This is a genomic window from Paracoccus sp. Ld10, assembly GCF_045064235.1.
Taxonomy (GTDB): domain Bacteria; phylum Pseudomonadota; class Alphaproteobacteria; order Rhodobacterales; family Rhodobacteraceae; genus Paracoccus.
This window is the reverse complement of the sequence record NZ_JBISHD010000023.1, coordinates 332,049-358,444: the sequence shown is the minus strand read 5'-3', so window position 1 is coordinate 358,444 and position 26,396 is coordinate 332,049. Positions and strand designations below refer to the sequence as shown.

Sequence of the window (26,396 nt, the reverse complement as noted above, 5' to 3'; positions counted from 1 at the left end):
CTTGCAACCCGCGCGCGGCCCCGTCTTTATCACGCCATCATGACCCCGCCCGAATTCTTTCCCCCCCGCGCCCGCATCGCGGTGCTGACCGCCGAGACGGTCGGCGTGCTGGACTATCTGTCCCCCGACGAAGGCGTGCGGCAGGGACAGCTGGTGCTGGTTCCTCTGGGGCCGCGCCGGGTGCTGGGGCTGGTCTGGGGACCGGGCAAGGGCGATTTCGACCTTGCCAAGCTGCGCGCCGTGGCGCGCGTGCTGGACGCCCAGCCATTCGACGCGGGGTTTCTGGATTTCCTGACGCGGGCTGCGGAATATACGCTGACGCCGCTGCCGCTGATGCTGCGCATGGCCACGCGCGCGCCCGACATCGACCAGCCGCCCGCCGCGCGGCGGATCATCGTGCCGGGATCGGGCCAGCCCGGCCGCGTGACCGAGGCGCGGACCCGCGTGCTGCAGGTCATGGCCGATCACGGCGGCGCCAGCTTTGCCGCGTCCGAATTGGCGCAACTGGCGGGCGTCGGCACGTCGGTGGTCAAGGGGCTGGTGGCCAGCGGAGCGCTGGCCGAGATAGAGGCACCGCGCGATCTGCCCTATCCCGCACTGGACCCCGCGCGGCCCGGCAAGCCGTTGGCCTCCGACCAGCAGGCGGCATCCGACACGCTGCGCGGTGCGATCCGGGCGGGCGGTTATGGGACCACACTGCTGCGCGGCGTCACCGGTTCGGGCAAGACCGAGGTCTATCTGGAGACCGTGGCCGAATGCCTGGCGCAGGGGCGGCAGGCGCTGGTCCTGTTGCCCGAAATCGCGCTGTCGGCGGAATTCCTGGACCGGGTCGAGGCGCGATTCGGCGCGCGCCCGGGCGAATGGCACAGCGGCATCACCCGGACCGAACGCCGGCGTCTGTGGCACATGGCCGGGCGGGGCCAGGTCGGGCTGGTCGTGGGCGCGCGGTCGGCGCTGTTCCTGCCCTTTGCCGATCTGGGCCTGATCGTCGTCGACGAGGAACATGACGGCAGCTACAAACAAGAGGACGTCGTCTATTACAGCGCCCGCGACATGGCGGTGCTGCGGGCGTCGATCAACCGCGCGCAGGTGGTGCTGGCATCGGCCACGCCGTCCCTGGAAAGCTGGGTGAACGCGGCCAGCGGCAAATATGCGCGGCTGGACCTGCGGTCGCGCTATGGCGAGGCCGAGCTGCCGCAGATGGCCGCCATCGACCTGCGCGCCGAGGCGATGGAGCAGGGGCGCTGGATATCGCCCACGCTGGCGCAGGCGGTCACCACGCGGCTGGCCAAGGGCGAACAGTCGCTGATCTTTCTGAACCGCCGTGGCTTTGCCCCCGTCACCGTCTGCCGCGCCTGCGGGGAACAGATCGGGTGCCATCAATGCGACGCGCGGATGGTGGAACACCGGTTCCAGAACCGCCTGGTCTGCCATCAATGCGGGGAAACGCGGCCCATCCCCACGGCCTGCCCGTCCTGCGGGGTCGAGGGCAAGCTGGCCCCCATCGGCCCCGGCGTCGAACGCATCGCCGAAGAAGTCGCGGCACGTTTTCCCGACGCCAAGGCCACCGTCCTGTCGTCGGACCTGTTCCATTCCGCCCGCGCGCTGAAGGAAACGATCGCCCAGATCTCGGACGGGGACACCGACATCATCATCGGCACCCAGATCGTGGCCAAGGGGCACAACTTTCCACGGCTGACGCTGGTAGGTGTGGTCGATGCCGACCTGGGCCTGCAGGGCGCCGACCTGCGCGCGGCGGAACGCAGCTTTCAGCTGATGCGACAGGTGGCGGGGCGCGCGGGGCGCATCAGCGGTGCCGCACCGGGGCTGGCGCTGTTGCAGACGCACCAGCCCGACCACGCGGTGATCCGCGCCATTCTGTCAGGCCGGGACGAGGATTTCTGGGACGCCGAGGCCGCGGGCCGCCAAGCCGCCGGCATGCCGCCATTCGGTCGGTTGGCGGGGATCATCCTGTCGCATCCCGACATGGCCACGGTCGCCGATTTTGCGCGCCATCTGGCCGGGCTGGCGGCCCCCCTGGTCGAGGTCGGGGCAGAGCTGTGGGGTCCGGCGCCTGCGCCCATCGCACGTGTGCGGGGGCGTCACCGCATGCGCATGCTGATCCGTGCGCCGCGTCAGGCACCCTTGCAGGCGGCGATCGCGGATTGGCTGGCGGGGATCAAGCTGCCCACGAACATGCGCCTGTCCGTGGACATCGACCCGCAAAGCTTTCTGTGATCAGTTCTTCAGTACGATGCAGCGCCCGCCCAGGGACTTGAACCGGTTGCAGAACCGCGTGGCCTCGTCGCGCGAGGAATATCCGACCTGTGCGGTAAAGACCGCGCGCGGCATGCTGTTCAGACGTTTGCGGACAAACCCGACGCGCGCCCCGTCCGTCAGGATCGGACGCAAGGTCCGGTTCAGCCGCGCGACCTGCTGTGCTGCGCCCGCCTGGCTGGGATGGCTGGCCACGACCACGCCCCAAGGCATCGCGGGGGGCTGGGTGTTGAACTCGCGCAGCGACCGTTCGCCCGCCATCCGTTCGCATGCCGGGCGAAACGCCTGGTCGTCGGCCAGGGCCAGCTTGACCTCCTGCTGGGGCGGGGGGTTGTCGCGCCAACGATGCGCGCTGAACCCGGTGATCGATTCGACATAATCGACCGTCTCATAGGGCAGGGTCGTGGATTGGGCGATGAACCGCGCGGCGCGGTTTTCGCCGCCGTTATAGGCGACGGCTGCCAGACCGATATTTCCGAACCGGTCGCGCAGCTGGCCCAGGTACCACGCCGATTTGGAAATGGCCTGTGCCGGGTTGAACGGGTCATCCAGGCGGTACAGATCGGCCGTGCCCGGCATGAACTGGGCGATGCCAAGCGCCCCCGCCGGGCTGACGGCCGAGGGTTCGAACCGGCTTTCCTTCCACAGCAGACGCGCCAGGAACGCAGGGTCCAGCCGATGATCGGCGGCGTTGCGCTCGATCAGCTTGCAGACATCGGCGGCATAGCTGTCGCGCGCGATGCAGTCGCGCCCGTCATCGCTGCAACGCAGGTCCTCGGACATGCGGGGCGGGGGCAGGCCACCGGTCGCGTCGATCGCGGGCCGTGCCGACAGCGGCGCGGCCACGCAGCACAGCGCCAATGCGGCGGTGCCAAGGATCCTGAGAAGGAACATCATCGTGATATGCAGGCCATTCGCCCACGCACGCTGCGCGGGCGGACGGTCACTTTGATTTCTTGGACTTGGATTTCTTGGCGGCCTTTGCCTCGGCCGACTTTGCCTTTGCGGGCTTGGCATCGGCTTTGGCCTTGGCCTTGGGCGCCGGGGCATCCTTGGCCAGCATGGCGCTTTTGCGTGCAGCTTTGGCCTCGGGGGTCTCGGCCTGGCGTTCGGCCTTGCGGGCGGCACGGCGCGCAACCTTGTCGGCCTCTTTTTCAGCGGCCTTCGCGGCCTTTGCCGCGTCCTTCTCGACCTGCTTGGCGGCTTGGCGTTCGGCCTTGCGGAGGGCTTTGGCGACCTCCTTCTCGGCGGCCTTGTCCGCATCCTTCCGGGCCTTGCGGGCGGCCTGCCGGTCGGCTTGCTGTGCCTTGTCGTCGCTCATGGCGGTCATCCTTGCAGGCTCTGTCTGTGATTGCGCCGTGACGGGCGCGGGATCCGGCTCAGCTTTTGCCAGGCGCTTTGGCACGCGATGGGGTTCGGTTCGCAGGTCGGTCTTGCGCGGCTCGGCGGGTTTGCGATCAGACGGCGCGCGTTGCACACTGGATTGCTTGCGCTTGGCTGCGGTGGCTTTGGCCGCCGCAGGTTTCGCCGCCGTCTTGGTCGGTGCCGGTGTCGCGGTGGGGATGCCTGGCGATGGCAGCCGACGCTTGCGGCGCTCCATGTCGGTCCGACGCATGGCCGCGCGCAGCATCTCCGCCGGGCCGGGGTCGCCATCGGCGGTCGTGGCCTCGGCACGCGCGGCGCGCAGTGCGTCGATCAACGTCATCAGCGCGGCATCGTCCAGCGCGCCAAGCGCGGGCTGGCGGCTTTGCTCTGCCAGTGTCAGTTGATCGGGGCTGAGCAGTTCCTGTTCGCGCTTGGCATTGTTCGGCATTCACGGGACCCTTGGCAGACTGATGAAGTGTTCGACGGACTTTGCGCAGGAATCGACGGTTTTGCAATTGGAAAGGCCCCGGTCACTGCCGGGGCCCCTGATCTTTCATGCGATGTGCAGCCTCACTGGCCGGGAACTGCGCTTTCGACAGGCGAGACAAAGCTGTCGTTCGATGCGAACGGATCGTTGACCAGCATGGGCTGAACGGACGTCGCCGCCGGAACCGCCATCATCGAGGCATAGGGGTCGGTGATCCCACCCGGCACGGCCGATTCGACCGGCGCGGATGCCATCATCGCGGTCTGCATCGGTGCCGCGGCGACTTGGGCAGGTGCTGCCGGGTCAAGAGTGGGCTGTACGGGGGCGGAGGGAACGACATAGCCTTCGGGTGTTTCCTCCATCGGGCCTTCCATGCGCACGCTTTCGGCCCTTGACCGGACGATCACCTCGGTCCCGGTGGGGATGTCCTCGAACAGGTCCATGACGTCCTGGTTGAACATCCGGATACAGCCCGCCGATGTGGCCTTGCCGATGGACGAGGGGTCCAGCGTGCCGTGGATGCGGTAATAGGTGTCGACGCTGCCCTGATACAGGTACAGCGCGCGCGACCCCAACGGGTTCTGCATGCCACCCGGCAGGCCACCGGCGAACTGACCGTACAGTTGGGGTTCGGTCCGCAGCATGTTGTCGGTCGGGCGCCAGCTGGGCCATGCGGCCTTGCGTGCGATCGTTGCCCGACCTTCGAAGGTCAGGCCCGCGCGGCCCACGGCCACGCCGTAACGCATCGCCTGACCACCGGGCTGCACATGGTACAAAACGCGCGCATAGGGATCGACAACGATGGTGCCAGGTGCTTCGGTGCCGTTATAGGGCACCTGCTGGCGGGTGTTGCGGTCGTTCAGATAGGCGGCACGGACGGCGGCGATCGGAATCGGTTCTCCGTTCGGGCCGGTATCCGTGCGGGCCTGGTACATCTCGGGGATCTGGACCGGTTGCTGGGTCGTGGGGGTCGCGGTCTCTTGCGCGGGACCGCAGGCCGCCAGCCCGAGGGCCAGCGCCGCAAAAAGGGGAGCGAGGCGCATCGTTGCATGTTCCTTGTTCATCGTCGGTCGCGCCGGCAGAGGCGGTCCCGAGGCAGCATCTGTTCTATTCCGCGACCCAGAGGCCGCGATTCGCATGTTCTTCCATGAGGCCGCCCGCCGATCCGCGTCAACCCAAAGCCACTCTGGACAGGGTCAGCGCGTCACTTGCACCCTGTTTCTGTGGCGCAACAGCGTCAGGTGGATCACCTTTATGCGTCTGTTGAACAATTTGGCGTGTCCGTGGGTTTCATGTCCGATCAAAATCTTTGCGTCGAACCGGCGCGCGGCGGCGTTGCGGCTGTGCGGGCGCGCACCTAGGCTGGCCGCGATGTCCGCCGCAGGAAAGGCCGATCCGTGACCCCTTCGACTGACCCCACCTCTGCACCCGGACCCACCCGGACAGGCGCGCTTGCACCCCTGGGCTATCGCGATTTCCGTCGGTTATGGAGCGCGACGCTGGTGTCCAATTTCGGCGGCCTGGTGCAGGCGGTGGGCGCTGCCTGGCTGATGACCCAGTTGACCGACAGCGCGACGCTGATCGCGCTGGTGCAGGCGTCGAACACCCTGCCCATCATGCTGCTGGCGATCGGGGCGGGGACGCTGGCCGACATCGTCGATCGCAAGACGCTGCTGATGGGGTCGCTGATCTTCATGGCAGTGGTGTCGCTGGCCTTGGCCGCGGTCGCGTGGACGGGCGGGCTGACGCCATGGCTGCTTCTGGGGTTCACCTTTCTGCTGGGGGCGGGGCAGGCGATCTATAACCCGCCCTGGCAGGCCAGCATGGGCGATCTGGTGGCGCGACAGGATCTGCCTGCGGCGGTCAGCCTGAATTCCGTCGGCTTCAACCTGATGCGCAGCGTGGGGCCTGCGGCGGGCGGGCTGATCGTGGCGACGCTTGGCGCGTCGGCGGCGTTCGCGGTCAACGCGATCAGCTATCTGCCGCTGCTGGGGGCGATGTCGCGGTGGAAACCCCGTCTGGCACCGCGGGTGACCACGCCCGAACCGTTCATGGCCGCGATGGGGGCGGGCCTGCGCTATGTCGCGCTGTCGCCTAACCTGTTGCGGGTGATGACGCGGGGCGCGCTGTTCGGCTTTGCCGCCATCGCGGTGCTGGCGCTGTTGCCGCTGGTCGCCAAAAGCCACCCCGAGGGGGGGTCGCTGTTGTTCGGCGGCCTGCTGGGCTGCTACGGGGTCGGCGCGATCGGTGGCGCGTTGCTGAACCCGCGCATCCGCGCCCGCTTGAACAACGAAAACGTCGTGCGCATGGCGTTCGCGGGCTTTGCCATCGCCGCGCTGGTGCTGGGACAGACCCAGTCGGTCTGGCTGCATGCGGTTGCGATGCTGCCCGCCGGGGCGTCCTGGGTGCTGGCGCTGTCGCTGTTCAACGTGACGGTGCAGCTATCGACGCCGCGTTGGGTCGTGGCCCGCGCACTGGCGCTGTACCAGATGGCGACGTTCGGCGGCATGGCGGCTGGCGCGTGGATCTGGGGCATGGTCGCGGGCGCGCAGGGGCTGGACACGGCGCTGACGGCGGCGGGTGCCATGCTGTTGGTGGGGGCCGCCATCGGGTTCTGGCTGCGGGCGCCCGAATTCGGGGCGGTCGATCTGGACCCGGTGAACCGGTTCCGCGAACCCGCGCTGATGCTGGACCTGCGCGGCCGGTCGGGGCCGATCATGGTGATGGTCGATTACCGCATCGATCAGGCCGACGTGCCCGAATTCCTGCGCCTGATGCAGCGGCGGCGCAACATCCGCAGGCGTGACGGGGCGCGCAACTGGTCGCTGCTGCGCGATCTGGAACACCCCGACCAGTGGAGCGAAAGCTATCACATCGCCACATGGGACGAATATGTGCGCCACAACCTGCGCCGCACGAAATCCGACGCCGAGGTGGCGGTGGCCCTGCGCGCGCTGCACCGGGGTGACGCCGACCCGCTGGTCCACCGCATGATCGAACGTCACACGGTCGGCCCCCAGGACGACGTTCCACTGATGGGTAAGATAGAGATTCCCTGACCGGGTCTTTTCACCTCGCCCGCACGCGCGGGTTGTGCCAGATCTGGTGCGACCCGTCGTATGAAAGGCCGGCAGATGATCCGACTTGTCCTGTTGCTGGTGCTGATCGTGCCGGTCGGCGTCCATGCCGGCCCTTGGCCACGCGAGGTCGGGCGGACGTTTGTGTCCCTGTCGGGCGAATACAACCGCGCGAACAACAGCTATGCGTCGCTCTATGCCGAATACGGCCTGACGCCTCGCACCACCCTGGGGATGGAACTGGGTCGCGCCGATCAGGCCGAAACCAGCGCCATCCTGTGGCTGCAGCGCGCGCTGGACGATGGGCAGGGGTCGAACCGATTCGCGATGCAGTCGGGCGTCGGGGTGATCCGACGGGACGCAGACACGCTGCCCGTGGTTCAGGGGGCCTTGTCCTGGGGGCGCGGTTTCAGCAGGGGCTGGGTCACCGCGCAGGTGCTGGCCAAGATGACCGGCAGCGCGCCTGACCCCCGCATGACGGAACGCCCGTCCTTTGCCGCCAGCTTTCTGACCCCCGAACGGGTGATCAAGACCGACCTGACGGTGGGCCTGCGCCCGCGCGACGGCCTGATGGTTATCAACAGCCTGTGGCTGGAGCACCGCCAGGACGAGGATTCGTCGGCGCGGCTGATGTCGTCGCTGGTCTTTGACGTGCCGGGTCCGGTGCAGGTCGAACTGGGCATGGTCAATCCGCTGTCCGGCCCCGCCGAACAGGCCGTTCGGCTGGGCACCTGGCTGGAATTCTGACGCCTACAGCCGGTCGCGCCAGCGGTTCACCAACGGATAGCGCCGGTCCAGCCAGAATGCGCGGGTGGAAATCCGCGGCCCCGGCGCGGCCTGATACCGTTTCCATTCGCTGACATAGAGCAGCTTTTCGACCTGCCGCACGGTGTCGGCATCGAACCCCTGCGCCACCAGATCGGCCAGCGACAGGTCCTGTTCCACCAGCCCGTCCAGAATCGCGTCCAGCACGTCATAGGGCGGCAGGCTGTCGTCATCGCGCTGGTCGGGGCGCAGTTCGGCGGATGGCGGCTTGGTGATGATCCGCGTGGGGATCACCTCTCCGGGCGCGCCCATCATCCAGTCGCGGTGGTTGGCGTTGCGCCAGCGGCAGGTCTCGAACACCCGCGTCTTGTACAGGTCCTTGATCGGGTTATAGCCGCCGGCCATGTCGCCATAAATTGTGGCGTAACCGACCGCGACCTCGGATTTATTACCGGTGGTCAGCAGCATTTCCGAAAACTTGTTGGACAGCGCCATCAGCATCACGCCGCGCAGGCGGGACTGGATGTTTTCCTCGGTGATGTCGGGTTCGGTTCCCTCCATCAGATGCGCCAGCGCGTCCGACACCGCATCGCGCGCGCCATCGATGCGCACGGTGTCCAGCTGCGCGCCCAGACGCGTTGCGCAATCGGCGGCGTCGTCCAGGCTGGCTTGGGACGTGTATTCCGACGGCAGCATCACGCAGCGCACGTTTTCCGGCCCGATCGCATCGCAGGCGATGGTCGCGACAAGCGCAGAATCGATGCCGCCCGACATGCCCAGCAGCACCTTGCGAAAGCCCGATTTGCGCAGATAGTCCCGCAGGCCCAGCATCATCGCGTGGTAATCCTGTTCCCACGCATCGGGCTGGGGGTCCATCAGGCCGGGTTCGGCGCGCCAACCGTCGGGGCCATTGGTGAAATCGACATGCACCACCGCCTCCTGAAAGGCGGGCAGCTGCACGACCTTGTGGCCGCCGGGGTTCAGAACAAAGCTGGCCCCGTCATAGATCTGGTCGTCCTGACCGCCGACCATGTTCACATAGACCAGCGGCAACCCGGTTTCCACGACGCGGCCGACCATGTGGCCCATGCGCAGGTCCAGCTTGTCGCGGTGATAGGGGCTGCCGTTCGGCACGACCAGGATCTCGGCCCCGGTCTCGGCCAGCGTCTCGGCCACGTCGGGGTACCAGCTGTCCTCGCAGATCGGGCTGCCGATACGGGCCGCGCCCACCGGATAGGGGCCGCTGATCGGGCCGCTGTCGAACAGGCGCAGTTCGTCGAACAATTGTTTGAAGGGCAGGTGATGCTTCAGCACGCGGGCGACCAGCGCGCCGTCCCGGAACACCCACCAGGCGTTGTACAGCCGGTCGCCGTCGCGCCACGGGCCACCGATGCCGATGGCCGGGCCGTCGGTCAGCGACAGGCCCAGTGCCATGATCGCATCCTGGGCCTGCACGACAAAGGCGGGCTTCAGCACCAGGTCCTGGGTCTGGTATCCGGTGATGAACATCTCTGGCAGGGCCAGCATATCGGAACCGGCCGCGCGGGCCTGGTCCCAGGCGTCGCGCGCCCGGGCGGCATTGCCGTCCAGATCGCCCACGGTGGCGTTCAGCTGGCCGATGGTCAGGCGGAAACGGTCGGTCATCACGGGCACCCCGGTTGTGTGGCCCCTTGGATAGAGGATCGGCCGCCCGAGGAAAAGTCGGCCTTTGCGCACGGGTGCCTTCCGGGGTAAACCTTCGTCAAAACACCGTAAGGGGCGACAGGCGATGAAAGCGGCAATCGGAACGGCCTTGGCATTGGCGATCTGGGCAGGCCCCCTGGCCGCGCAGGTCATCACCAAGCAGTATGACGATGGCGGCGTCTATGAGGGCACCTTTCGCAACGGGCTGCAACATGGTCAGGGCAGCTATGTCCTGCCCAACGGCTATCGCTATGACGGCGACTGGGTCGAGGGCCAGATCATGGGGCAGGGCCGGGCCGAGTTTCCCAACGGATCGATCTATGAGGGCCAGTTCGCGGGCGGAAAACCCCATGGGCCCGGCCAGATCACCTATGCCGACGGCGGCACCTACGAAGGCGACTGGTCCGAGGGAGAGATCACCGGGCAGGGCGTCGCCCGCTATGCCAACGGTTCCGTCTACGAGGGTCGGTTCGTCAGCGGGCTGCACCAGGGTCGCGGGGTTCTGACCCAGGCCAACGGCTATCGCTACGAAGGCGACTGGAACGCCGGGGTCAAGGAGGGTCAGGGCAAGATTACCTATCCCGACGGCGCCACCTACGAGGGGGCGATGCTGGCCGGCCAGCGTGCGGGTCAGGGCAAGCTGGTGATGTCGGACGGCCTGACCTACGAGGGCATCTGGGCGGCGGGCCAGATGTCGGGCGCGGGCGTGCTGGTCCAGCCGACGGGCGACCGCTATGACGGCCAGATGCAGGGCGGGCGCCGGCAGGGCGGGGGCGTCGCCACCTATGCCAACGGGGATGTCTATGACGGCGATTTCGCCGATGACCGCCGCCATGGACAGGGCACGTTCACCGGTGCGGACGGCTATGTCTATGTCGGCGAATGGGCGCAGGGCCGGATGGAGGGGCGCGGTCAGATCACCTATCCCGACGGGTCGGTCTATCTGGGCCAGATGCGCGCCGACCGGCCCGATGGCACAGGCAAGATCACCTATGCCGACAAATCGACCTATGAGGGCCAGTGGTCCGAGGGCGTGATCGAGGGCGAGGGCCGCGCCAGCTATGCCAACGGCATGGTCTATGAGGGCGGGTTCCGCAGCGCACGCAACGACGGCCAGGGGCGCATGTCCTATCCCGATGGTTATGTCTATTCGGGCGCCTGGAAGGACGGCCAGCGCCATGGCGAGGGGCAGGCCACCTATCCTGACGGCACCGTCTATACCGGCAGCTTCGTCGACGGGCTGCGGTCCGGGACGGGTCGCCTGACCACGCCCGACGGGTTCATCTATGAGGGCGGCTGGAAGGCCGGAGAGATCGACGGCACCGGGGTCGCGACCTATGGAAACGGCGACCGCTACGAGGGCACCTTTGCCGCGGGCAAGCGGCAGGGGCAGGGCGTCATGCGCTATGCCACAGGGCAGGTCGCGTCGGGCGAATGGCAGGACAACCGCCTGATCGAGGCCGACACCGGGTCGGCAGATGTCGCTCCCACCGAAGACGCACCGGACCTGCCGGCCGAGGCCCCGTGACCGCGTTCCGCCGGGCCACCGCGGGCGACCTGCCCGCGATCCTGGCGCTGCTGGCCGACGACCAGCTGGGCGCGGCGCGCGAGAATCCGGCGGATGTCGCGCGCTATCGTGGGGCCTTCGATCTGATCGATGCCGATCCGGCCCAACTGCTGGCGGTGGCGCAGGACGGGGAACAAGTCGTGGGCACCTTGCAACTGACCTTCATTCCCGGACTGGCGCGCGGCGGGTCGCTGCGCGGCCAGATCGAGGCGGTGCGCGTCGCCCGCAGTCATCGCGGCGTCGGCCTGGGCCGGGCGATGATGGATTGGGCCATCGTGGAATGCCGCGCGCGGGGCTGTGCGCTGGTGCAGCTGACCACCGATAGGTCGCGCACGGATGCGCACCGGTTCTATGACGGGCTGGGGTTCGTGCCGTCGCATGTCGGATACAAACTGTCGCTGACCTAGCGCGCGTTGTCGTTCGTGAACAGGCCCGCCAGTGCGCGGCTGACAAGGTTGCCGACCTTGGGACGCGGCTGAGACAGGAACGGCAGGGGGCGACAGACCTCCATCGCGGCGATGCCCACGCGGGCGGTCAGCGCACCGTTCACCAACCCCTCGCCAAAGCGGCGCGACAGCTTGGCCAGAATACCGCCACCGGCCATCGTGTGGATCAGGTCGTCCCCGGCCGCCACCGCGCCGGTGGCGATCAGATGCGTCATCACCGTGCGTGCCAGCCGCCAGCCGCCGACGGCACCCGCGCGCCCGCCATAGATCTCGGCCATGCGGCGGATCATGCGCAGGTTCGCGGCCAGCGCGGCGGCCACGTCGGCCAAGGCCAGCGGGACCAGCGCGGTTGTCGCGGCGACGGTGCGGGCTGCGGCCTCGATCTCGCGGCGGGCTTGCTGATCAAGACCCGCCAGCAGTTCGGTTTCCGTCAACGTCAACAGGGCATGGGCATCGAACGTCTCGGCCCGGCGGTCGGCCAGACGCTGGCGTTGCCATTCCATCTCGGGGCGCCTGGCATACAGTGCGACCAGACCATCGGTGACCGCCTTGGCCTGATCCAGGCTTTCGGCGGCCAGTGCCGCGCCGGCCTGACGCTGCAGCGCGTCGATTTTGGCCATCCGCCGCCAGGCGCGCCATTCGCGCAAGGCCATGCCAAGTGCGGCGAACGTGAACACCGCAAACAGCGTCACCGCGATCCAGCCCAGCAGCGGATAGCGGGTCATCAGCCCGTCGATGAAGTCCAGCGCCATCACGCCCAAAAGAAAGGTGAACAGCGCCACCCCGGCATTGATGAACAGCCGCGTCAGCCGCGAGGGGGGCCGTCCGACCAGCCGCGCGACCATCTGCATGGTGCGCGGTTGCGGCAGGGGCGCGTCGCTGATGTCGACGGCGGGGGCATCGGCGGGGCTTGGCGCGTCATCGGCGCGTGTTTCCGTCCGCGGCGGGCGGGTTCGGGTGCCGTGGCTGTCGTCAAGGGGTATCAGGACCGGGCCGCGCGGGCGTTTCGGGACATCTGTCACAGGCGGTCTCCGATCAGGAATTCGGCGGCGCGGTCCAGCCGGATATGGGGTGGGCCGTCCCCCGGGCGCGTGGTCAGGGGTGCGGGGGCAAAATTCATGATCGCGTAATCGGCGTCCAGCCATGACTGCGCGCCCTGCCGCGCGGGATGCAGCAGAACGGCAGGATCGGCAGGCAACTCACCTGGAAAGAACGCGGCCTGACGCCCGTCCAGCAGGCGACCGCGAACGGCGGGGAGATCGCCGTCGGGCTGAGCGATCATGTCCTCGGTCGTGGCGCGCAGGGCGGCGATGGCCATGGCCTCGGTTCGGGCGCCCTGAAAATCGGCGCGGTCGCGGGCCTCGCGCAGCATCGCGGACAGGATTGCGGTCAGGCGGTTGTGCTGGGTGTGGTGCAGGTGGTCGGCCTTGGTCGCGGCGAACAGGATGCGTTCGACACGCCGCGTGCCCAGCAACTGACCCAGCCAGCCTGCGCGACCGGGGCGAAAGGCCGACAGGATATCGGCCATGGCGCGGCGCATGTCCTCGACCGCGCGCGGCCCCTGATGGATCGCGCCAAGGATGTCGACCAGCACCACCTGACGGTCGATGCGGGCGAAATGGTCCCGAAAGAACGGCCGGATCACCCGCGATTTGTACGCGTCGAACCGGCGGCGGAATTCGCGGCCAAGGCGCGTGGCCTGCAGGTCCGGGGTCAGGGGCGCGAATGTCAGCGCGGGCGATCCGGCCAGTTCGCCTGGAATCAGGAACCGTCCGGGCGTGCAATCCGACCAGCCCGCATCACGCGCGGCGTTCAGATGCGCGGTATAGATGTCGGCCAACTGCTGTGCCTGCGGTTCGGTAAAACCGTCATCGCGTGGCAGCGCGTCTAGGGCGGCCAGGAACCGGTCGGCGCCGGGGCGGTCCGCGATGCGGTCCAGAACCTCGGCCGACCATTGGGCAAAGTCGCGTTCCATCAGGCGCAGGTCCAGCAGCCATTCGCCGGGGTAATCGACGATGTCGACATGCAAGTTGCGTGCCCCGCGCAGCCCCCCGAACATGCCGCCCCCCTGCAGGCGCATCGACAGGCGCAGCTGGCTGACGTGGCGGGTGCCGTCTGGCCAGTGCGGGTCCGGTCCGGTCATCGCGGCCAGATGGCGTTCGAAATCGAACCGAGGGATCGTATCGTCAGGCTGGGGTTGCAGCCACACGGCCTTGAGCCGCCCGTCGGCGGCAGCGCGCAGCGACGACATGCGCCCGCGTTCCAGCAGGTTTGCCACCAACGAGGTGATGAACACCGTCTTGCCGGCCCGCGACAGGCCCGTCACGCCGATGCGGATCACCGGATCGGACAGGCCCAGCCCCTCCATCATGTCGCTGCCGATACCCATGTCCGCCCCTGTTCGTTCCGCAACACTTAACGCCGCGGTCGCAACATAGGTCCGCCGACGGGTGATGTGTAGCGGTGCGATTGTGCCGGGGGCCCCCGCGGCGCTAAAAGGCGGGCATGACAGATGCATTGCCCATCGACGACGCCCTGCCTGCGCTGTGCGCAGCGATCCGCGGCCATGGACGTGCGGTGCTGGTGGCCCCGCCGGGCGCGGGCAAGACGACACGGGTGCCGCTGGCGCTGATGGATCAGGTCGCGGGCCGCATCCTGATGCTAGAGCCGCGCCGCCTGGCCGCCCGCGCCGCCGCCGAACGGCTAGCCCAGACCCTGGGCGAGGCCGTGGGCGGGCAGGTCGGGTACCGGATGCGCGGCGAATCGGTTCGCGGCAGCCGCATCGAGGTGGTGACCGAAGGGATCCTGACGCGGATGATCCAGTCCGACCCTGCGCTGGAGGGGATCGGCTGCGTGATCTTTGACGAGTTCCACGAGCGCAGCCTGAACGCCGATCTGGGCCTGGCGTTGGTGTGGGAGGCGCGGGGCGCGCTGCGCGAGGATCTGGCGGTGCTGGTGATGTCGGCCACGCTGGACGCCGGGCCTGTGGCGGCCTTGCTGGACGACGCGCCGGTCGTGACGTCCGAGGGGCGGGCCTTTCCGGTCGAGACGCGCTGGTTGGACCGCCCCCTGCCAGCGGGCGGGCGGTTGGCCGACGATGCCGCGCGCCTGATCGCGCGGGCCGAGGCCGAGACGCGTGACACGGGGGGCACGATCCTGGCGTTTCTGCCCGGAGAGGGAGAGATCCGCCGCGTGACGGCGTCGCTGTCCGGCACCAACTGCGAGGTCATGCCCCTCTACGGCGCGCTGCCGGCGCTGGCGCAGCGGGCGGCGCTGGCACCGCCGGGTGCGGTGCGGCGGATCGTGCTGGCGACGGCGATCGCCGAGACGTCGCTGACCATCCCCGGCGTGCGCGTGGTGGTGGATGCGGGACGCGCGCGGCGCGCCCGGTTCGATCCGGGCAGCGGCATGTCGCGCCTAGTGACGGAGCGCGTCAGCCGCGCCGAGGCCGAACAGCGGCGCGGCCGTGCAGGGCGGGTGGCGCCGGGCATCTGTTACCGCATGTGGGCGCGGGCCGAGGAAGGGGCGCTGCCCGCCTTTGCGCCGCCCGAGATCACCGTGGCCGACCTGACCGGGCTGGTGCTGGAGCTGGCGGTCTGGGGCGCGGGGGCTGCCGATCTGGCGTTCCTGACACCGCCGCCGGATGCCGCGCTGGCCGAGGCGCGGGCGCTGTTGACCGATCTGGGCGCGCTGGACGCGAATGGGAGGATCACGGCGCATGGCCGGGCGTTGGCGCGGCTGCCGCTGCATCCGCGGTTGGCGCATATGCTGTCGCTGGCGGGGCCGGCTACCGCCGATCTGGCGGCGCTGTTGTCGGACCGCGATCCGCTGCGCGGTGCGGGGGCGGATCTGGAGCACCGTCTGCGTGCGATCCGCGATCCGGGCGCGCGGATGGCGTTCGAGGTGAACCGGCAGGGCATCGAGAGGATCAGGGCGGAGGCCAAGCGGTTGCGGCGGCTGGTTGCGTCCCGCGACGGCGGGGGGGACGATGTCCCCCCCGCACCCCCCCTGGCGACCCTGTCTGTCGGCGGCATGGCCTCGCTGGCCTATCCCGACCGGATCGGGCTGCGCCGCAAGGGGGACGACCCGCGGTTCGTGCTGTCGGGCGGCAAGGGGGCCGCGCTGGCATCAGACGATGGGCTGGCCGCGCAGAGACTGATCGTTGCGCTGGACCTGGATGGGGATCAGCGCGAGGCGCGCATCCGCCTGGCCGCGCGGCTGGACGAGAGTGATCTGCGTGCGTTGCATGGCGAGCGCATTGGCCAGCAGGCGGTCTGCGAATGGTCGCGCCGGGAGGGCCGCATTGTCGCGCGCCTGCAAGAGCGGTTGGGCGCGCTGGTGCTGTCGGACCGGCCCTGGCCAGATGCTCCGCCCGAGGCCATGGCCGCGGCCGCGCTGGAGGGGCTGCGTCTGGATGGGCTGTCCTGGACCCCCGCCGCCGCCCGTCTGCGGGCGCGGATTGCGCTGGTGCCCGAGCTGGGGCCCGTAGGGGATGGGGACCTGTTGGCGGACGGTGCATGGTTGCTGCCGTGGCTGGGCCGTGTGCGCAGCCTGTCCGACCTGCGCGGGCTGGATCTGGCCGAGCCGCTGAAGGCGCGCATCGGGTGGGACGGTCAGCAGCGGCTGGACCGCGAGGCACCGGGCCAGTTCACGACGCCTTTGGGTCGCCGGGTGCCGATCGATTATGGGGGGGCGGACCCCTCGATCGAACTGCGTCTGCAGGAGCTGTTCGGCGTCACGCGCCACCCGGTCGTGGGCGGCAGGCCGTTGCGGATCACACTGCTGTCGCCGGGGGGCAAGCCGGTGCAGGTGACGATGGACCTGTCGGGGTTCTGGGCCAGTTCCTATGCCGATGTGCGCAAGGATATGCGCGGGCGCTATCCGCGCCACCCCTGGCCCGAAGATCCGACCGTGGCCAATCCGACCGTGCGGGCCAAGCCACGCGGAACCTAGTTCATTCGCACCCAAGGTCTGGATGCGATGATGTCAGTGTGGCGGCCTGACCCTTGCGGCCCCGCGGTCCTATGGCACGCCTCGCGTGTTCTGCGCGCTGACGTCATGCCTGGTTGCGGCCCAGACGTCATTTGCGCCCCAAATGCGCGGCGGACCCGTCAACACGCGGATGATCGTTGCGCCACAGGTCTGATGACCTCAACACCGCACTCCGTCGCAAATCCTTCTGGCTGTCGGGGGGCGACGGCGGGCTGGCGCGGCGACTGATGCACGGCCCGCAGCGCGTGATAGCAAGAACGATCCGGATTCCGGATGTCACTGATCGGGACCGGCACATGTATGCGCCCCCTGGTCCGACATTAGGGGCCGCCACGGATCTGTCGTTCGCATACGCGGTCGCAGCGGTCGTCATCATCTGGTGGCTAAACCGGCCCCTAATCGACGGAGCGGATCAGTTTGGCGTCCAGAACCCGCAGCACCTGCGCCAGATCATGACCGCGTTTCAGGATGCGTCCGTCCATTGCGATCACGGCGTATGCGCCCTGAGCCGTACGCAGGCGCGGGCGTTTCTCGACCCGGTAGAGGGGGTGTTCGGCGGCACGGCGAAAGATGCTGAACACCGCAGCGTCACGCAGGAACGACATGCCGTAATCGCGCCATTCGCCCGCGGCCACAAAGCGGCCATAGGTGGACAGGATCAGGTTCAGTTCCTTGCGGTCGAACACCACGCGGTCGGCATCGGGCGGGATCGCGTTCATCATGACGGAATGGTGACACCCCGACCCGCGCCATGCAACGCCAAACGCGTCAGAAGCAGCTGACCTTGGTGATGCGGCCATTCAGGCCGTATTCGATGTTCAGGCGGTCGGTGCGGAAATCGGCGGTAACCATGTCCTCGGGGCCGATCACGCGGGTGCCGATGGGAAAGTTCATCGCCGTCAGCGCCGTGCGGGGCTGGCCGATCAGGCCCTGATAGCCGGCCGCACCGCATTCATCGACGACCGCGGGCGGGGTCGGTTCCACATAGGCGGGCTCGCAGGCGGCAAGGGCCGTCGTGACAAGGATCAGGGCAATCGTGGTCTTGTGCATGGGGGTCATCCGCAATCGATCTTGGTGATGGTGCCGGCCGCATCCAGACGGAAGACAAGCCGGTCGGGGTCATAGTCCTGGGGTTCGATCCCGCGGTATTCGACCACGCGATAGACATTGGTCACGCCAAGCGACGCGATCGTGCTGCCGGACTGACCCACGCTGGAGGCATAGGCGCTGGCCTTGCACAGGTCAGGTTTGCGTTCGGTCACCCCGGAAATGCCGGTGGTCGCGGTCGGCAGGTCGGCGGGCGTTGCCACGGGGAATGGCGCCGAGGGATACGGGGTCGCAGGAACGGGGGTCGCAGCGACCGAAGTGGTCGGGAACGGGGCCGCCGCGGAATAGGGCGCGACCGGATCGGGCGACGCATAGGGTGCCGGAGCATAAGCAGGTTGGGTGGCGGCATAGGCAGGTGCCGCATAGCCGCCCCCTGGCGGCATCCTGTTCGGCGACGACGCGCAGGCCTGCACGGCCACAGCAATGCCGGCACACATCGTCGCCCGAATCATCCAGTCCTTGCATATCATCGCCTGTCACCCCTGCCGGCCCTGTTCCGGACCTTGTGGTTGCCAGCATAGGCCGGGGCCCCCGCCTTGAGAAGCGGGCGCGTGAATCACGTTTCGATCATCGCAGGAATGCAACAGCCTCTGCGCCGGCTGCCCCTAGGCGGCGCGCAGCGCGTGTGCCGACAGGAACAGCGATGCCGCGTCGCGGGTGATGCGGGCAATCTGTGTTTCAGGCGGCGTGGTTCCTGTCAGCAACGCGGGTTGCTGGACCTGGCCGGTGATCAGCGCGACCAGCTGCCGGGCGGATTGCCCGCTGTCATGGTCGCGGACCTGACCCGACGCGATCCAGCCGTCGATGATGCGCGCCAAGGGTGCCGCGACACAGCGCGCCAAGGCGTCGTCATAGTCGCGCGCATCGTCGGGAAAGCGGGTCGATTCGGCGGTCATTACCCGCAGCAGGCTGAGACGTGGTTCCGACAGCGCCCAATCCGCCAGGTCGGACAGCATCTGTGGCAACGCGGCGGTGGCTTTGGACCCAGGCTCGGCATCGAACGGCTGCTGACGAAAGGCGCTGTCCATCGTGGCGCGCAGAACTTCGCGGAACATCAGCGATTTGTCGGGGAAATAGCTGTAGAGCGTCGCCTTTGACACGCGGGCGGAGCGGGCGATGTCATCGACGCTGGCGGCCGCATAGCCGTCGCGCAGAAAAATGACGGCAGCTCCGTCGCGGACCTGATCGAATTTGCGGCCCCTGGTGATTCCGGGGGCCGGCGTCTTGGCAGTATCGGTATTCATTCGTCTTCCTTGGCTTCCATCAAGATACCGCGGACGCAGGGGCGGTTTCAGTCGCAACATAATTAATAGTGCGGAAAGCAAAAGGGCTGATGGCCAAGCATCGTACAAAGGTGCTCGATTTTTATCACAGGCCTCTCAATTTCGGCACAGATCCGCTGTGGCGGGATCGGGCCGTATGGCCTAGCGTGCGGCCATCTTGACCTTGCGCCGTCACCAGGAGGAAGCAGCAATGTCCGTCAACACCACCTCGTTCCGGGATTCAGTGGATCGCATGTTCACCCATGCCGCAGGCCTGATGAGCCTTGCGCCGGGGCTGGAGGAAAAGATCCGGGTCTGCAATTCCACCTATACGGTGCGGTTCGGAGTGCGGCTGCGCGGCCAGATCCATACCTTTACCGGATACCGGTCGGTCCATTCCGAACACATGGAGCCGGTCAAGGGCGGCATCCGCTATTCGCTGGACGTGAACCAGGACGAGGTCGAGGCGCTGGCCGCGCTGATGACCTACAAATGCGCACTGGTGGAGGTGCCGTTCGGCGGGTCCAAGGGCGGTCTGTGCATCGACCCGCGCGCCTGGAACGAGGACGAGCTGGAGCGCATCACCCGCCGATTCACCTACGAATTGTCGCGCCGGAACCTGATCTCTCCGTCGCAGAACGTGCCCGCACCCGATATGGGCACCGGAGAGCGGGAGATGGCGTGGATGGCCGACGCCTACAAGCGGCTGCATCCCGACGACATCAACGCCAAGGCCTGCGTCACCGGCAAGCCGCGCACGGCGGGTGGCATCGATGGCCGGGTCGAGGCGACGGGTCGCGGCGTACAATATGCGCTGCGCGAGTTTTTCCGCCATGACGACGTGATGAAGCAGGCCGGGTTGACCGGCACGCTGGCGGGCAAGCGCGTGATCGTGCAGGGCCTGGGCAACGTGGGCTATCACGCCGCCCAGTTCCTGTCGTCCGAGGACAACTGCCTGGTCACCTGCGTGATCGAACGCGACGGCGCCATCGCCAACCCGCAGGGCATCAACATCGACGCGCTGCGCGGCCATATCCGCGCGACCGGCGGCATCAAGGGCTTTGCCGGTGGCGATTACCACGAGAACGGCCTGGCCATGCTGGAGCAGGATTGCGACATCCTGATCCCGGCAGCAGTCGAAAGCGTGATCCATGCCGACAACGCCGAACGCATCAGCTGCAAGCTGATCATCGAGGCCGCGAACGGTCCCGTGACCGCCGATGCCGACGCGATCCTGCGGCGCAGGGGTGTGGTCATCATTCCCGACATGTATGCCAACGCCGGCGGCGTGACCGTGTCCTATTTCGAGTGGGTCAAGAACCTGTCCCAGATCAGCCTCGGCCGGTTGGAACGTCGCCACGAGGAGGCCCGCGCCCGCATGATCGTCGAGGAACTGGAGCGGCTGTCGGCCGATACCGGCCTGAACTGGACCCTGTCCAAGGGCTTCAAGGAGGCGTTCCTGACCGGCGCGGACGAATTGGAGCTGGTGCGGTCCGGTCTGGACGACACGATGCGCGAAAGCTTCAAGAAGATGAAAGAAGTCTGGATGAGCAACCCCAAGGTCCAGGATATGCGCACCGCGGCCTATGTGGTGGCGATCCGCCGGATCTCCAACGTCTACAATTCGTTGGGACTTTAGGAGCGGGGGGCCGCGGCACGGCGCAGGCGGTCGTTGATCGCCTGTCCCAGACCGTGGTCCGGGATCCGCGCCACTGAGATCGGGCGCCCTAACGCGTCCGCGCGTCGCAGCAGGTCGAACAGGCGCGCGGCGGCCTGGGTCAGGTCGCCCGTGTCCGACAGGCTGAACGGGCCGGGCGTACCAAAGGCCAGATGCGTTTCTCCGGGCGCAGGGTCTGCGTTCAGGCGCAGGGTCGATTGCGGCGCGTAATGGCTGGACAGTTGTCCGGGCGCATTCGGGGCCGACGGGTCGGCCTGATGCGTGGCCAGCGGCTGGCCCAAGGTGGCGGCGATCGCATCGGTCGGGATGCCGCCGGGACGCAGCAGCATCGCGCGACCGTCCTGCCATCCGATGATCGTCGATTCCACACCCACCGCACAGGCCCCGCCATCCAGCACGGCGGCAATGCGCCCGTCCAGGCCGCCATCCGGGTCCAGCACGTGATCGGCGGTGGTCGGGCTGATCCGCCCGGACGCGTTGGCCGACGGTGCGGCCAGCGGTGCGCCGGATGTGCGCAACAGCGCCTGCGCCACCGGATGGGCGGGAACGCGGATGCCGATCGTGTCCAGCCCCGCCGTCACCAGCCCCGCGATACCCGCATCCGCGCGCAGCGGTACGACCAGCGTCAGCGCGCCCGGCCAGAACGCCCGCGCCAGCGTCAGCGCCTGCGGCGGCAGATCGGCCAGTCGCTGTGCCGCAGCCAGGTCGGCCACATGCACGATCAGCGGGTTGAAGCTGGGCCGCCCCTTGGCCTGATAGATGCGCGCGACCGCCGACCCGTCGCGCGCGTCGGCGGCAAGGCCATAGACGGTCTCGGTCGGCATCGCCACGCAGCAGCCCTGCGCCAGCAGGCGGGCGGCATGGGCCAGTCCGGCCGGGTCGGGGATCAGTCGCAGGGTCTGCATTCGTGACGCGGGGTTTCGGTTGAGCCTGAGGGGATGGCGGCCCAAGATGCCGCCAGCGCCCGTTGATAGACGCGCCGCGGCCCGATGCCAAGGCGCCAGGAGGAGACCCCGATGACCTACAAGGCCCCGACAGCCCAGATCGACTTCATCCTGACCCATGTCGTTCCCTTTGGCGATCTGGCCCGGACCGACCGGTTCGCCGAGGCCACCGCCGAGACTGCGACCGCCATCCTGTCCGAGGCTGGCAAGCTGGCCCAGAACGTGCTGGCACCGCTGAACCGGGGCAGCGACCAGACGCCCGCGCGGCTGGAGAACGGTGTGGTGCGGTCATCGCCCGGCTTTGCCGAAGGGTTCCGGGCCATCGCGGACGGGGGTTGGGTCGGCGTGTCGTCCGACCCGGAATATGGCGGCATGGGTCTGCCGCAGGCGCTGAACATGGCCGTGGCCGAGATGATGTCGGGCGCCTGCCTGTCGCTGCAGCTGAACCCGCTGCTGACCCAAGGCCAGATCGAGGCGCTGGAGCATCACGCCAGCGACGACCTGAAGGCGCGCTATCTGCCCAAGCTGATCAGCGGCGAATGGTCGGGCACGATGAACCTGACCGAACCCGGCGCGGGCAGCGACGTGGGCGCGCTGACCACCCGTGCCGAGCCCGCGGGCGACGGCACCTATCGCGTGTCTGGCCAGAAAATCTATATCACCTGGGGCGACAGCGACGTGACATCGAACGTCTGCCATCTGGTGCTGGCGCGCCTGCCCGGCGCACCCAAGGGGACGCGGGGCATCAGCCTGTTCATGGTCCCCAAGCTGATCCCCGACGATGCCGGCAACCCCGGCGTTGCCAATAGCCTCAAGGTTGTCAGCCTGGAACACAAGCTGGGCATCCATGGCAGCCCGACCTGCGTGATGTCCTATGACGATGCCACCGGCTGGCTGGTCGGAGACGAGAACAAGGGCATGGCCGCGATGTTCACGATGATGAACGTGGCCCGCCTTGGCGTCGGCATGCAGGGCGTGGGCGTGGCCGAGGCCGCGCTGCAAAAGGCCGTGGCCTATGCGGTGGACCGCAACCAGATGGGTCCGATCATCGGCCATCCCGACGTGCGGCGCATGCTGGCTACGGCGCAGGCCGAGGTGTTCGCCGCCCGCGCCATCGGGCTGGCCTGCGCCACGGCCATCGACATGGACCGCGCCACGAATGATCCCGATCAGGCCGCCCGCGCGGCGTTCCTGACGCCCATTGCCAAGGCCTATGGCACCGATGTCGGCATCCGCGTCGCGGACATGGGTGTGCAGGTCCATGGCGGAATGGGCTATGTCGAAGAGACGGGCGCGGCGCAGTATCTGCGCGACGTGCGCATCACCTCGATCTATGAGGGCACGAACGGCATTCAGGCGATGGACCTGGTGGGACGCAAGCTGGCTGACGGCGGAGAGGCCGCGATGCGCCTGCTGGACGAGGTGCTGGACGGGGCCAAGGCCGCGCAGGGCGCGCACCCGGAACTGGCCCATCAGCTGTGGCAGGCCGCCGAGACCCTGCGCGAGGCGACCCTGACCCTGCTGGAGCGCGACATGGCCGACCGATTCGCGGGCGCGGTCGCCTATCTGACAGCATTCGCGCGTGTGCTGGGCGGGCATTACCATCTGCGCGCCGCGCTGAAGGGCGGTGCGGCGCATCGGGCACTGGCGGGCGTGTTCATGGCGCGGGTCCTGCCGCACTATACCGGCGATCTGGCCGAGGCGCAGGCAGGTCAGGGCGACCTGACCGCGCTGAGCAACGCCGCGCTGTCGGGCGATTTCGCGGCGTGATCCGCACGCCGCACGACACCCCGCCCGCCGAAGGGCAGGCCATCACCGTCGCGCCGGGCGTGCTGTGGATGCGCCTGCCGCTGCCGATGAAGCTGGACCACGTCAACGTCTATGCCTTTGACGACCCCGACGGCTGGACGGTGGTCGATACCGGGTTCGACACCGCCCGCACGCGCGAGATCTGGCAGGTTCTGCTGGACGGGCCGCTACAGGGGCGTCCGGTCGTGCGGGTGATCGGCACGCATCACCACCCCGACCATATCGGATTGGCCGGCTGGTTCATGGAGCGCGGCGCGGACCTGTGGATCAGCCGTACGGCATGGCTGATGGCGCGGATGCTGGTCCTGGACGTGCAGGACCGGGCCAGCCCGCAGGCGCTGGCGTTCTGGCGCCGGGCCGGGATGGCGTCGGACATGCTGGACCGCCGCGCCGTCGAACGGCCTTTCAACTTTGCCGATGTGGTCCACCCGCTGCCCTTGGGGTTCACGCGGCTGATGCAGGGCGACACAGTGACGTTCGGCGGCAGGCGTTGGCACGTGGCGATGGGGCATGGCCATGCGCCCTGCCACGCCACGCTGTGGTCGCTGGACGATGATCTGGTCATCGGTGGCGACCAGCTGCTGCCGTCGATCTCTCCGAATTTGGGGGTCTATCCGACCGAACCCGATGCCGATCCGGTCGGCGAATGGCTGGAAAGCTGCACCCGGTTGGCGACGCTGGCGCGCGCGGACCAGCTGGTACTGCCGGGGCACAAGCTGCCCTTTACCGGGCTGCCTTTCCGGTTGGAGCAGCTGATCCAGAACCACCGCGCCGGGCTGGCCCGGCTGGCCCAGGCCCTGAGCGACAACCCACGCACGGCGGTCGGTTGTTTCGACATCCTGTTCCGCCGCCGCATCGGTGATGCCGAATACGGTCTGGCCATGGTCGAGGCCGTGGCCCATGTGAACCACCTGCACCGTGCGGGGCTGATCCGGCCGGTGGGCGAAACGCGGGGTGCGATGCTGTGGGGGGCGTGACAGCTGCGCCGGTTTGGGCTATCGCGGGTCGAACGCAAACCGATGGGGCAGTCATGGCCGATTACGACAACAAACCCGAAGCGACCCAAGGGTCGATGGACCTGACCGACCACAAGAAGACCTTTGCGGGCTTCATCCGCGGATCCACCTGGATCATCGTCGGAGCGCTGGCCGTGCTGGTCTTCATGGCCCTGACGAACGCCTGATCGGACGGGCGGGCACATGAAGCGACGCGTTTTTCTGGCGGCCACGCTGCCGGTCGTGCTGACCGCCTGCGGGGCCGACAACATCTGGGCCAGCGATGAGGCCGTGCGCGGCGCGCGCTACGTGTCAGCCACGCCGCCGTCGATCACGCTGTTCACGGTAATCGGCATTCCGCGCGGCGAGGGCGGTCATTCGGCACTGATGTTGAACGGCAGCCAGCGTGTGATCTTTGACCCCGCTGGCAGCTGGCGCCATCCGCGCATTCCCGAACGGCGCGACGTGCTGTACGGCATCACCGACAACTTCAAGAACTTCTATATCGATTATCACGCCCGGGAAACCTATTGGGTGGCCGAGGAAACGATTCTGGTCCCGCGTGACGTCGCCGACCTGGCGATCCGCCGCGCCGAGGCGAACGGGTCCGCCAACAAAAGCTTCTGCGCGATCGAATCGGGCAACGTCCTGTCGGGCGTGCCGGGGTTCGAGACGGTGCCGCGGGGGTTCTCTCCGTTGAAGCTGCGCGAATGGTTCCTGCGCCAGCCCGGTGTCGTGTCCAAGCGGCACTATGATGGCGATCCGGCCAACAACCACGACGTCCTGTTGCGGCAAAAGGACGGGGCGATCGGCGGTTACAGAACGTAAAGCAGGCCCGCCAGCGTGATGCCTCCGGCCAGAATGGCCAGCATCACGTTGCGGGTCATGACGCCGACCGCCACGGTGGCCGCTGCGGCGGCCATGCGGGCCGGATCGGCGTTCCCCCCGGTCGCGGCAGGCCACACCACCAGCGGTGCCACCAGCGCAGGCAGCACCGCCACAGGGGTATAGCGCAACATCCGCAGCATCCATCCCGGCAGATCCCGGTCGCCAAGCGCGCCCAGGAATGACCAGCGGATCAGATAGGTGCCGACGCCCAGCACCGCGATGATGACCCAGATCTCAGTCGTGGACGCCTGCATCGCGTGCCTCCTTGCGTTCGGCGCGGATCTCGACCAGCGCGCCGGTCGCCATGCCCAGGGGTGCGGCGATCAGCAGGCCCAGCCCCGAGGGCAGCCCCGCCAGCGCCAGTGCGGCCACGATCGCGACAAAGCAGGCGGACAGATGCGCAGGTGTCCGCAGCATCGGCGCGATCATCGCCAGAAAGGTGATCGGCATCGCGAAATCCAGTGCAATCCCGTCGGGGATGGCCTGGCCCACGGTCGCGCCGACCCATGTGGCGATCATCCACGGCACGCACAGCACCAGCGCGGTGCCGCCGAAATAGGCAAGCCGCTGCGCGATGGTCAGGCGCGGATACTGTTCGTAATGCTGGATCGATAGCGCATAGCTCTGGTCGATCAGCGCATAGGCGACCCAGGCCTTGTGGCCGGGCGTCGCGTCCCGCAGCCACGGCAGCAGCGACGCCGAATACATTGCCATGCGCAGGTTCACGGCCAGCCCCGACAGGATCACGATCAGCGCAGGCGCGTTGTCGGTCAGCAGCTGCACCGCCGTGAACTGCGACGCCCCCGCCAGCACCAGCACCGAAAAGCCCATGACCTGCGCCAGGTTGAACCCGGCCTCGGTTGCAACGACCCCGAACAGCACCGCAAACGGCACGATCACCAGCAGAAAGGGCAGCGATTGCACGATGCCATGGCGAAAGGCGGCGGCGGGCGGGCGGGCCAATACGCGGATCGCCGCCTGATCGGCGGTGGCTTGCCGGGCCGTGGGCCTGGGTTCGGGTGCGGGGGACATGGCGCTTTCGTCTTTCTGCGTT

At 68.1% G+C, this 26,396-nt stretch carries 24 protein-coding genes; 11 read left to right on the top strand and 13 right to left on the bottom strand.

Annotation, left to right across the window (positions count from 1 at the left end; translation table 11 throughout):
* Positions 1-39: 39 nt before the first annotated feature.
* A complete protein-coding gene (locus tag ACJJVR_RS07055) occupies positions 40-2,238 on the top strand; it encodes a primosomal protein N' (RefSeq protein ID WP_405403326.1) in 2,199 nt (732 codons plus the stop codon).
* Here the strand turns inward: ACJJVR_RS07055 and ACJJVR_RS07050 are convergent, their stop codons facing one another.
* From ACJJVR_RS07050 to ACJJVR_RS07040, 3 genes are all read right to left on the bottom strand, one after another.
* Positions 2,239-3,174: a lytic transglycosylase domain-containing protein gene (locus tag ACJJVR_RS07050; protein WP_405403324.1), complete on the bottom strand. Its 936-nt coding sequence runs from the start codon at positions 3,172-3,174 to the stop codon at positions 2,239-2,241.
* Positions 3,175-3,220: 46 nt separating this feature from the next.
* Entirely contained in the window at positions 3,221-4,090 is an 870-nt protein-coding gene (locus ACJJVR_RS07045) for a hypothetical protein (RefSeq protein WP_405403322.1), read from the bottom strand.
* Between the two features lie 122 nt (positions 4,091-4,212).
* Positions 4,213-5,172 (bottom strand): L,D-transpeptidase, encoded by a 960-nt coding sequence (locus ACJJVR_RS07040; RefSeq protein ID WP_405403320.1) that lies wholly within the window; start codon positions 5,170-5,172, stop codon positions 4,213-4,215.
* A gap of 354 nt (positions 5,173-5,526) precedes the next feature.
* Here ACJJVR_RS07040 and ACJJVR_RS07035 point away from each other — a divergent pair, with 354 nt between their 5' ends.
* Positions 5,527-7,188 carry an MFS transporter gene (locus ACJJVR_RS07035; RefSeq protein ID WP_405403318.1) on the top strand — a complete coding sequence of 554 codons (1,662 nt, stop codon included), beginning with the start codon at positions 5,527-5,529 and terminating at the stop codon, positions 7,186-7,188.
* Positions 7,189-7,263: 75 nt separating this feature from the next.
* Positions 7,264-7,953, top strand: coding sequence for a hypothetical protein (locus ACJJVR_RS07030; RefSeq protein WP_405403316.1), 690 nt, complete (start codon positions 7,264-7,266; stop codon positions 7,951-7,953).
* Positions 7,954-7,956: 3 nt separating this feature from the next.
* Here the strand turns inward: ACJJVR_RS07030 and ACJJVR_RS07025 are convergent, their stop codons facing one another.
* Entirely contained in the window at positions 7,957-9,615 is a 1,659-nt protein-coding gene (locus ACJJVR_RS07025; RefSeq protein WP_405403314.1) for an NAD+ synthase, read from the bottom strand.
* Positions 9,616-9,739: 124 nt separating this feature from the next.
* Here ACJJVR_RS07025 and ACJJVR_RS07020 point away from each other — a divergent pair, with 124 nt between their 5' ends.
* Together ACJJVR_RS07020 and ACJJVR_RS07015 are read left to right on the top strand one after the other, a co-directional pair.
* Positions 9,740-11,182, top strand: coding sequence for a 2-isopropylmalate synthase (locus ACJJVR_RS07020; RefSeq protein ID WP_405403313.1), 1,443 nt, complete (start codon positions 9,740-9,742; stop codon positions 11,180-11,182).
* Positions 11,179-11,628, top strand: coding sequence for a GNAT family N-acetyltransferase (locus tag ACJJVR_RS07015; RefSeq protein WP_405403311.1), 450 nt, complete (start codon positions 11,179-11,181; stop codon positions 11,626-11,628). The genes ACJJVR_RS07020 and ACJJVR_RS07015 overlap by 4 nt, the downstream gene beginning before the upstream one ends.
* Here ACJJVR_RS07015 and ACJJVR_RS07010 read toward each other — a convergent pair.
* Entirely contained in the window at positions 11,625-12,689 is a 1,065-nt protein-coding gene (locus tag ACJJVR_RS07010; RefSeq protein WP_405403310.1) for a YcjF family protein, read from the bottom strand. The two genes, ACJJVR_RS07015 and ACJJVR_RS07010, sit on opposite strands and share 4 nt — an antisense overlap.
* Entirely contained in the window at positions 12,686-14,056 is a 1,371-nt protein-coding gene (locus ACJJVR_RS07005; protein WP_405403308.1) for a YcjX family protein, read from the bottom strand. Before ACJJVR_RS07005 ends, ACJJVR_RS07010 begins: the two co-directional genes overlap by 4 nt.
* A gap of 116 nt (positions 14,057-14,172) precedes the next feature.
* Between ACJJVR_RS07005 and hrpB the strand changes: the two genes are divergently transcribed.
* A complete protein-coding gene (hrpB, locus tag ACJJVR_RS07000; protein WP_405403306.1) occupies positions 14,173-16,620 on the top strand; it encodes an ATP-dependent helicase HrpB in 2,448 nt (815 codons plus the stop codon).
* 434 nt (positions 16,621-17,054) lie between these two features.
* On the opposite strand, the gene ACJJVR_RS06995 is transcribed toward hrpB, so the two are convergent.
* From ACJJVR_RS06995 to ACJJVR_RS06980, 4 genes are all read right to left on the bottom strand, one after another.
* Positions 17,055-17,381 carry a DUF2794 domain-containing protein gene (locus ACJJVR_RS06995; RefSeq protein ID WP_405403304.1) on the bottom strand — a complete coding sequence of 109 codons (327 nt, stop codon included), beginning with the start codon at positions 17,379-17,381 and terminating at the stop codon, positions 17,055-17,057.
* A 46-nt stretch (positions 17,382-17,427) separates the two neighbouring features.
* Complete coding sequence (locus ACJJVR_RS06990) at positions 17,428-17,709, bottom strand: I78 family peptidase inhibitor (RefSeq protein ID WP_405403303.1); 282 nt, start codon at positions 17,707-17,709, stop codon at positions 17,428-17,430.
* Positions 17,710-17,714: 5 nt separating this feature from the next.
* Positions 17,715-18,218, bottom strand: coding sequence for a hypothetical protein (locus ACJJVR_RS06985; RefSeq protein ID WP_405403301.1), 504 nt, complete (start codon positions 18,216-18,218; stop codon positions 17,715-17,717).
* A 153-nt stretch (positions 18,219-18,371) separates the two neighbouring features.
* A complete protein-coding gene (locus ACJJVR_RS06980; protein WP_405403300.1) occupies positions 18,372-19,010 on the bottom strand; it encodes a TetR/AcrR family transcriptional regulator in 639 nt (212 codons plus the stop codon).
* Between the two features lie 229 nt (positions 19,011-19,239).
* On the opposite strand from ACJJVR_RS06980, the gene ACJJVR_RS06975 reads away from it, so the two are divergent.
* The gene (locus tag ACJJVR_RS06975) at positions 19,240-20,667 is read left to right on the top strand and encodes a Glu/Leu/Phe/Val dehydrogenase (RefSeq protein WP_405403298.1); all 1,428 of its coding nucleotides are present in this window, start codon (positions 19,240-19,242) and stop codon (positions 20,665-20,667) included.
* Here the strand turns inward: ACJJVR_RS06975 and ACJJVR_RS06970 are convergent.
* Positions 20,664-21,611 carry an L-threonylcarbamoyladenylate synthase gene (locus ACJJVR_RS06970; protein WP_405403296.1) on the bottom strand — a complete coding sequence of 316 codons (948 nt, stop codon included), beginning with the start codon at positions 21,609-21,611 and terminating at the stop codon, positions 20,664-20,666. The genes ACJJVR_RS06975 and ACJJVR_RS06970 overlap by 4 nt on opposite strands.
* A gap of 111 nt (positions 21,612-21,722) precedes the next feature.
* On the opposite strand from ACJJVR_RS06970, the gene ACJJVR_RS06965 reads away from it, so the two are divergent.
* Genes ACJJVR_RS06965 through ACJJVR_RS06950 form a run of 4 tightly spaced genes read left to right on the top strand, consistent with a single transcriptional unit; the run spans position 21,723 to position 25,282 of the window.
* The gene (locus ACJJVR_RS06965) at positions 21,723-23,420 is read left to right on the top strand and encodes an acyl-CoA dehydrogenase (protein WP_405403295.1); all 1,698 of its coding nucleotides are present in this window, start codon (positions 21,723-21,725) and stop codon (positions 23,418-23,420) included.
* Positions 23,420-24,436: an MBL fold metallo-hydrolase gene (locus ACJJVR_RS06960; protein ID WP_405403565.1), complete on the top strand. Its 1,017-nt coding sequence runs from the start codon at positions 23,420-23,422 to the stop codon at positions 24,434-24,436. Before ACJJVR_RS06965 ends, ACJJVR_RS06960 begins: the two co-directional genes overlap by 1 nt.
* A gap of 53 nt (positions 24,437-24,489) precedes the next feature.
* A complete protein-coding gene (locus tag ACJJVR_RS06955) occupies positions 24,490-24,642 on the top strand; it encodes an aa3-type cytochrome c oxidase subunit IV (RefSeq protein ID WP_405403293.1) in 153 nt (50 codons plus the stop codon).
* Between the two features lie 16 nt (positions 24,643-24,658).
* Positions 24,659-25,282: a hypothetical protein gene (locus ACJJVR_RS06950; protein ID WP_405403292.1), complete on the top strand. Its 624-nt coding sequence runs from the start codon at positions 24,659-24,661 to the stop codon at positions 25,280-25,282.
* Here the strand turns inward: ACJJVR_RS06950 and ACJJVR_RS06945 are convergent.
* Positions 25,270-25,596 carry an AzlD domain-containing protein gene (locus tag ACJJVR_RS06945; RefSeq protein WP_405403290.1) on the bottom strand — a complete coding sequence of 109 codons (327 nt, stop codon included), beginning with the start codon at positions 25,594-25,596 and terminating at the stop codon, positions 25,270-25,272. The genes ACJJVR_RS06950 and ACJJVR_RS06945 overlap by 13 nt on opposite strands.
* Complete coding sequence (locus tag ACJJVR_RS06940; RefSeq protein ID WP_405403289.1) at positions 25,577-26,374, bottom strand: AzlC family ABC transporter permease; 798 nt, start codon at positions 26,372-26,374, stop codon at positions 25,577-25,579. Before ACJJVR_RS06940 ends, ACJJVR_RS06945 begins: the two co-directional genes overlap by 20 nt.
* Positions 26,375-26,396 lie beyond the last annotated feature (22 nt).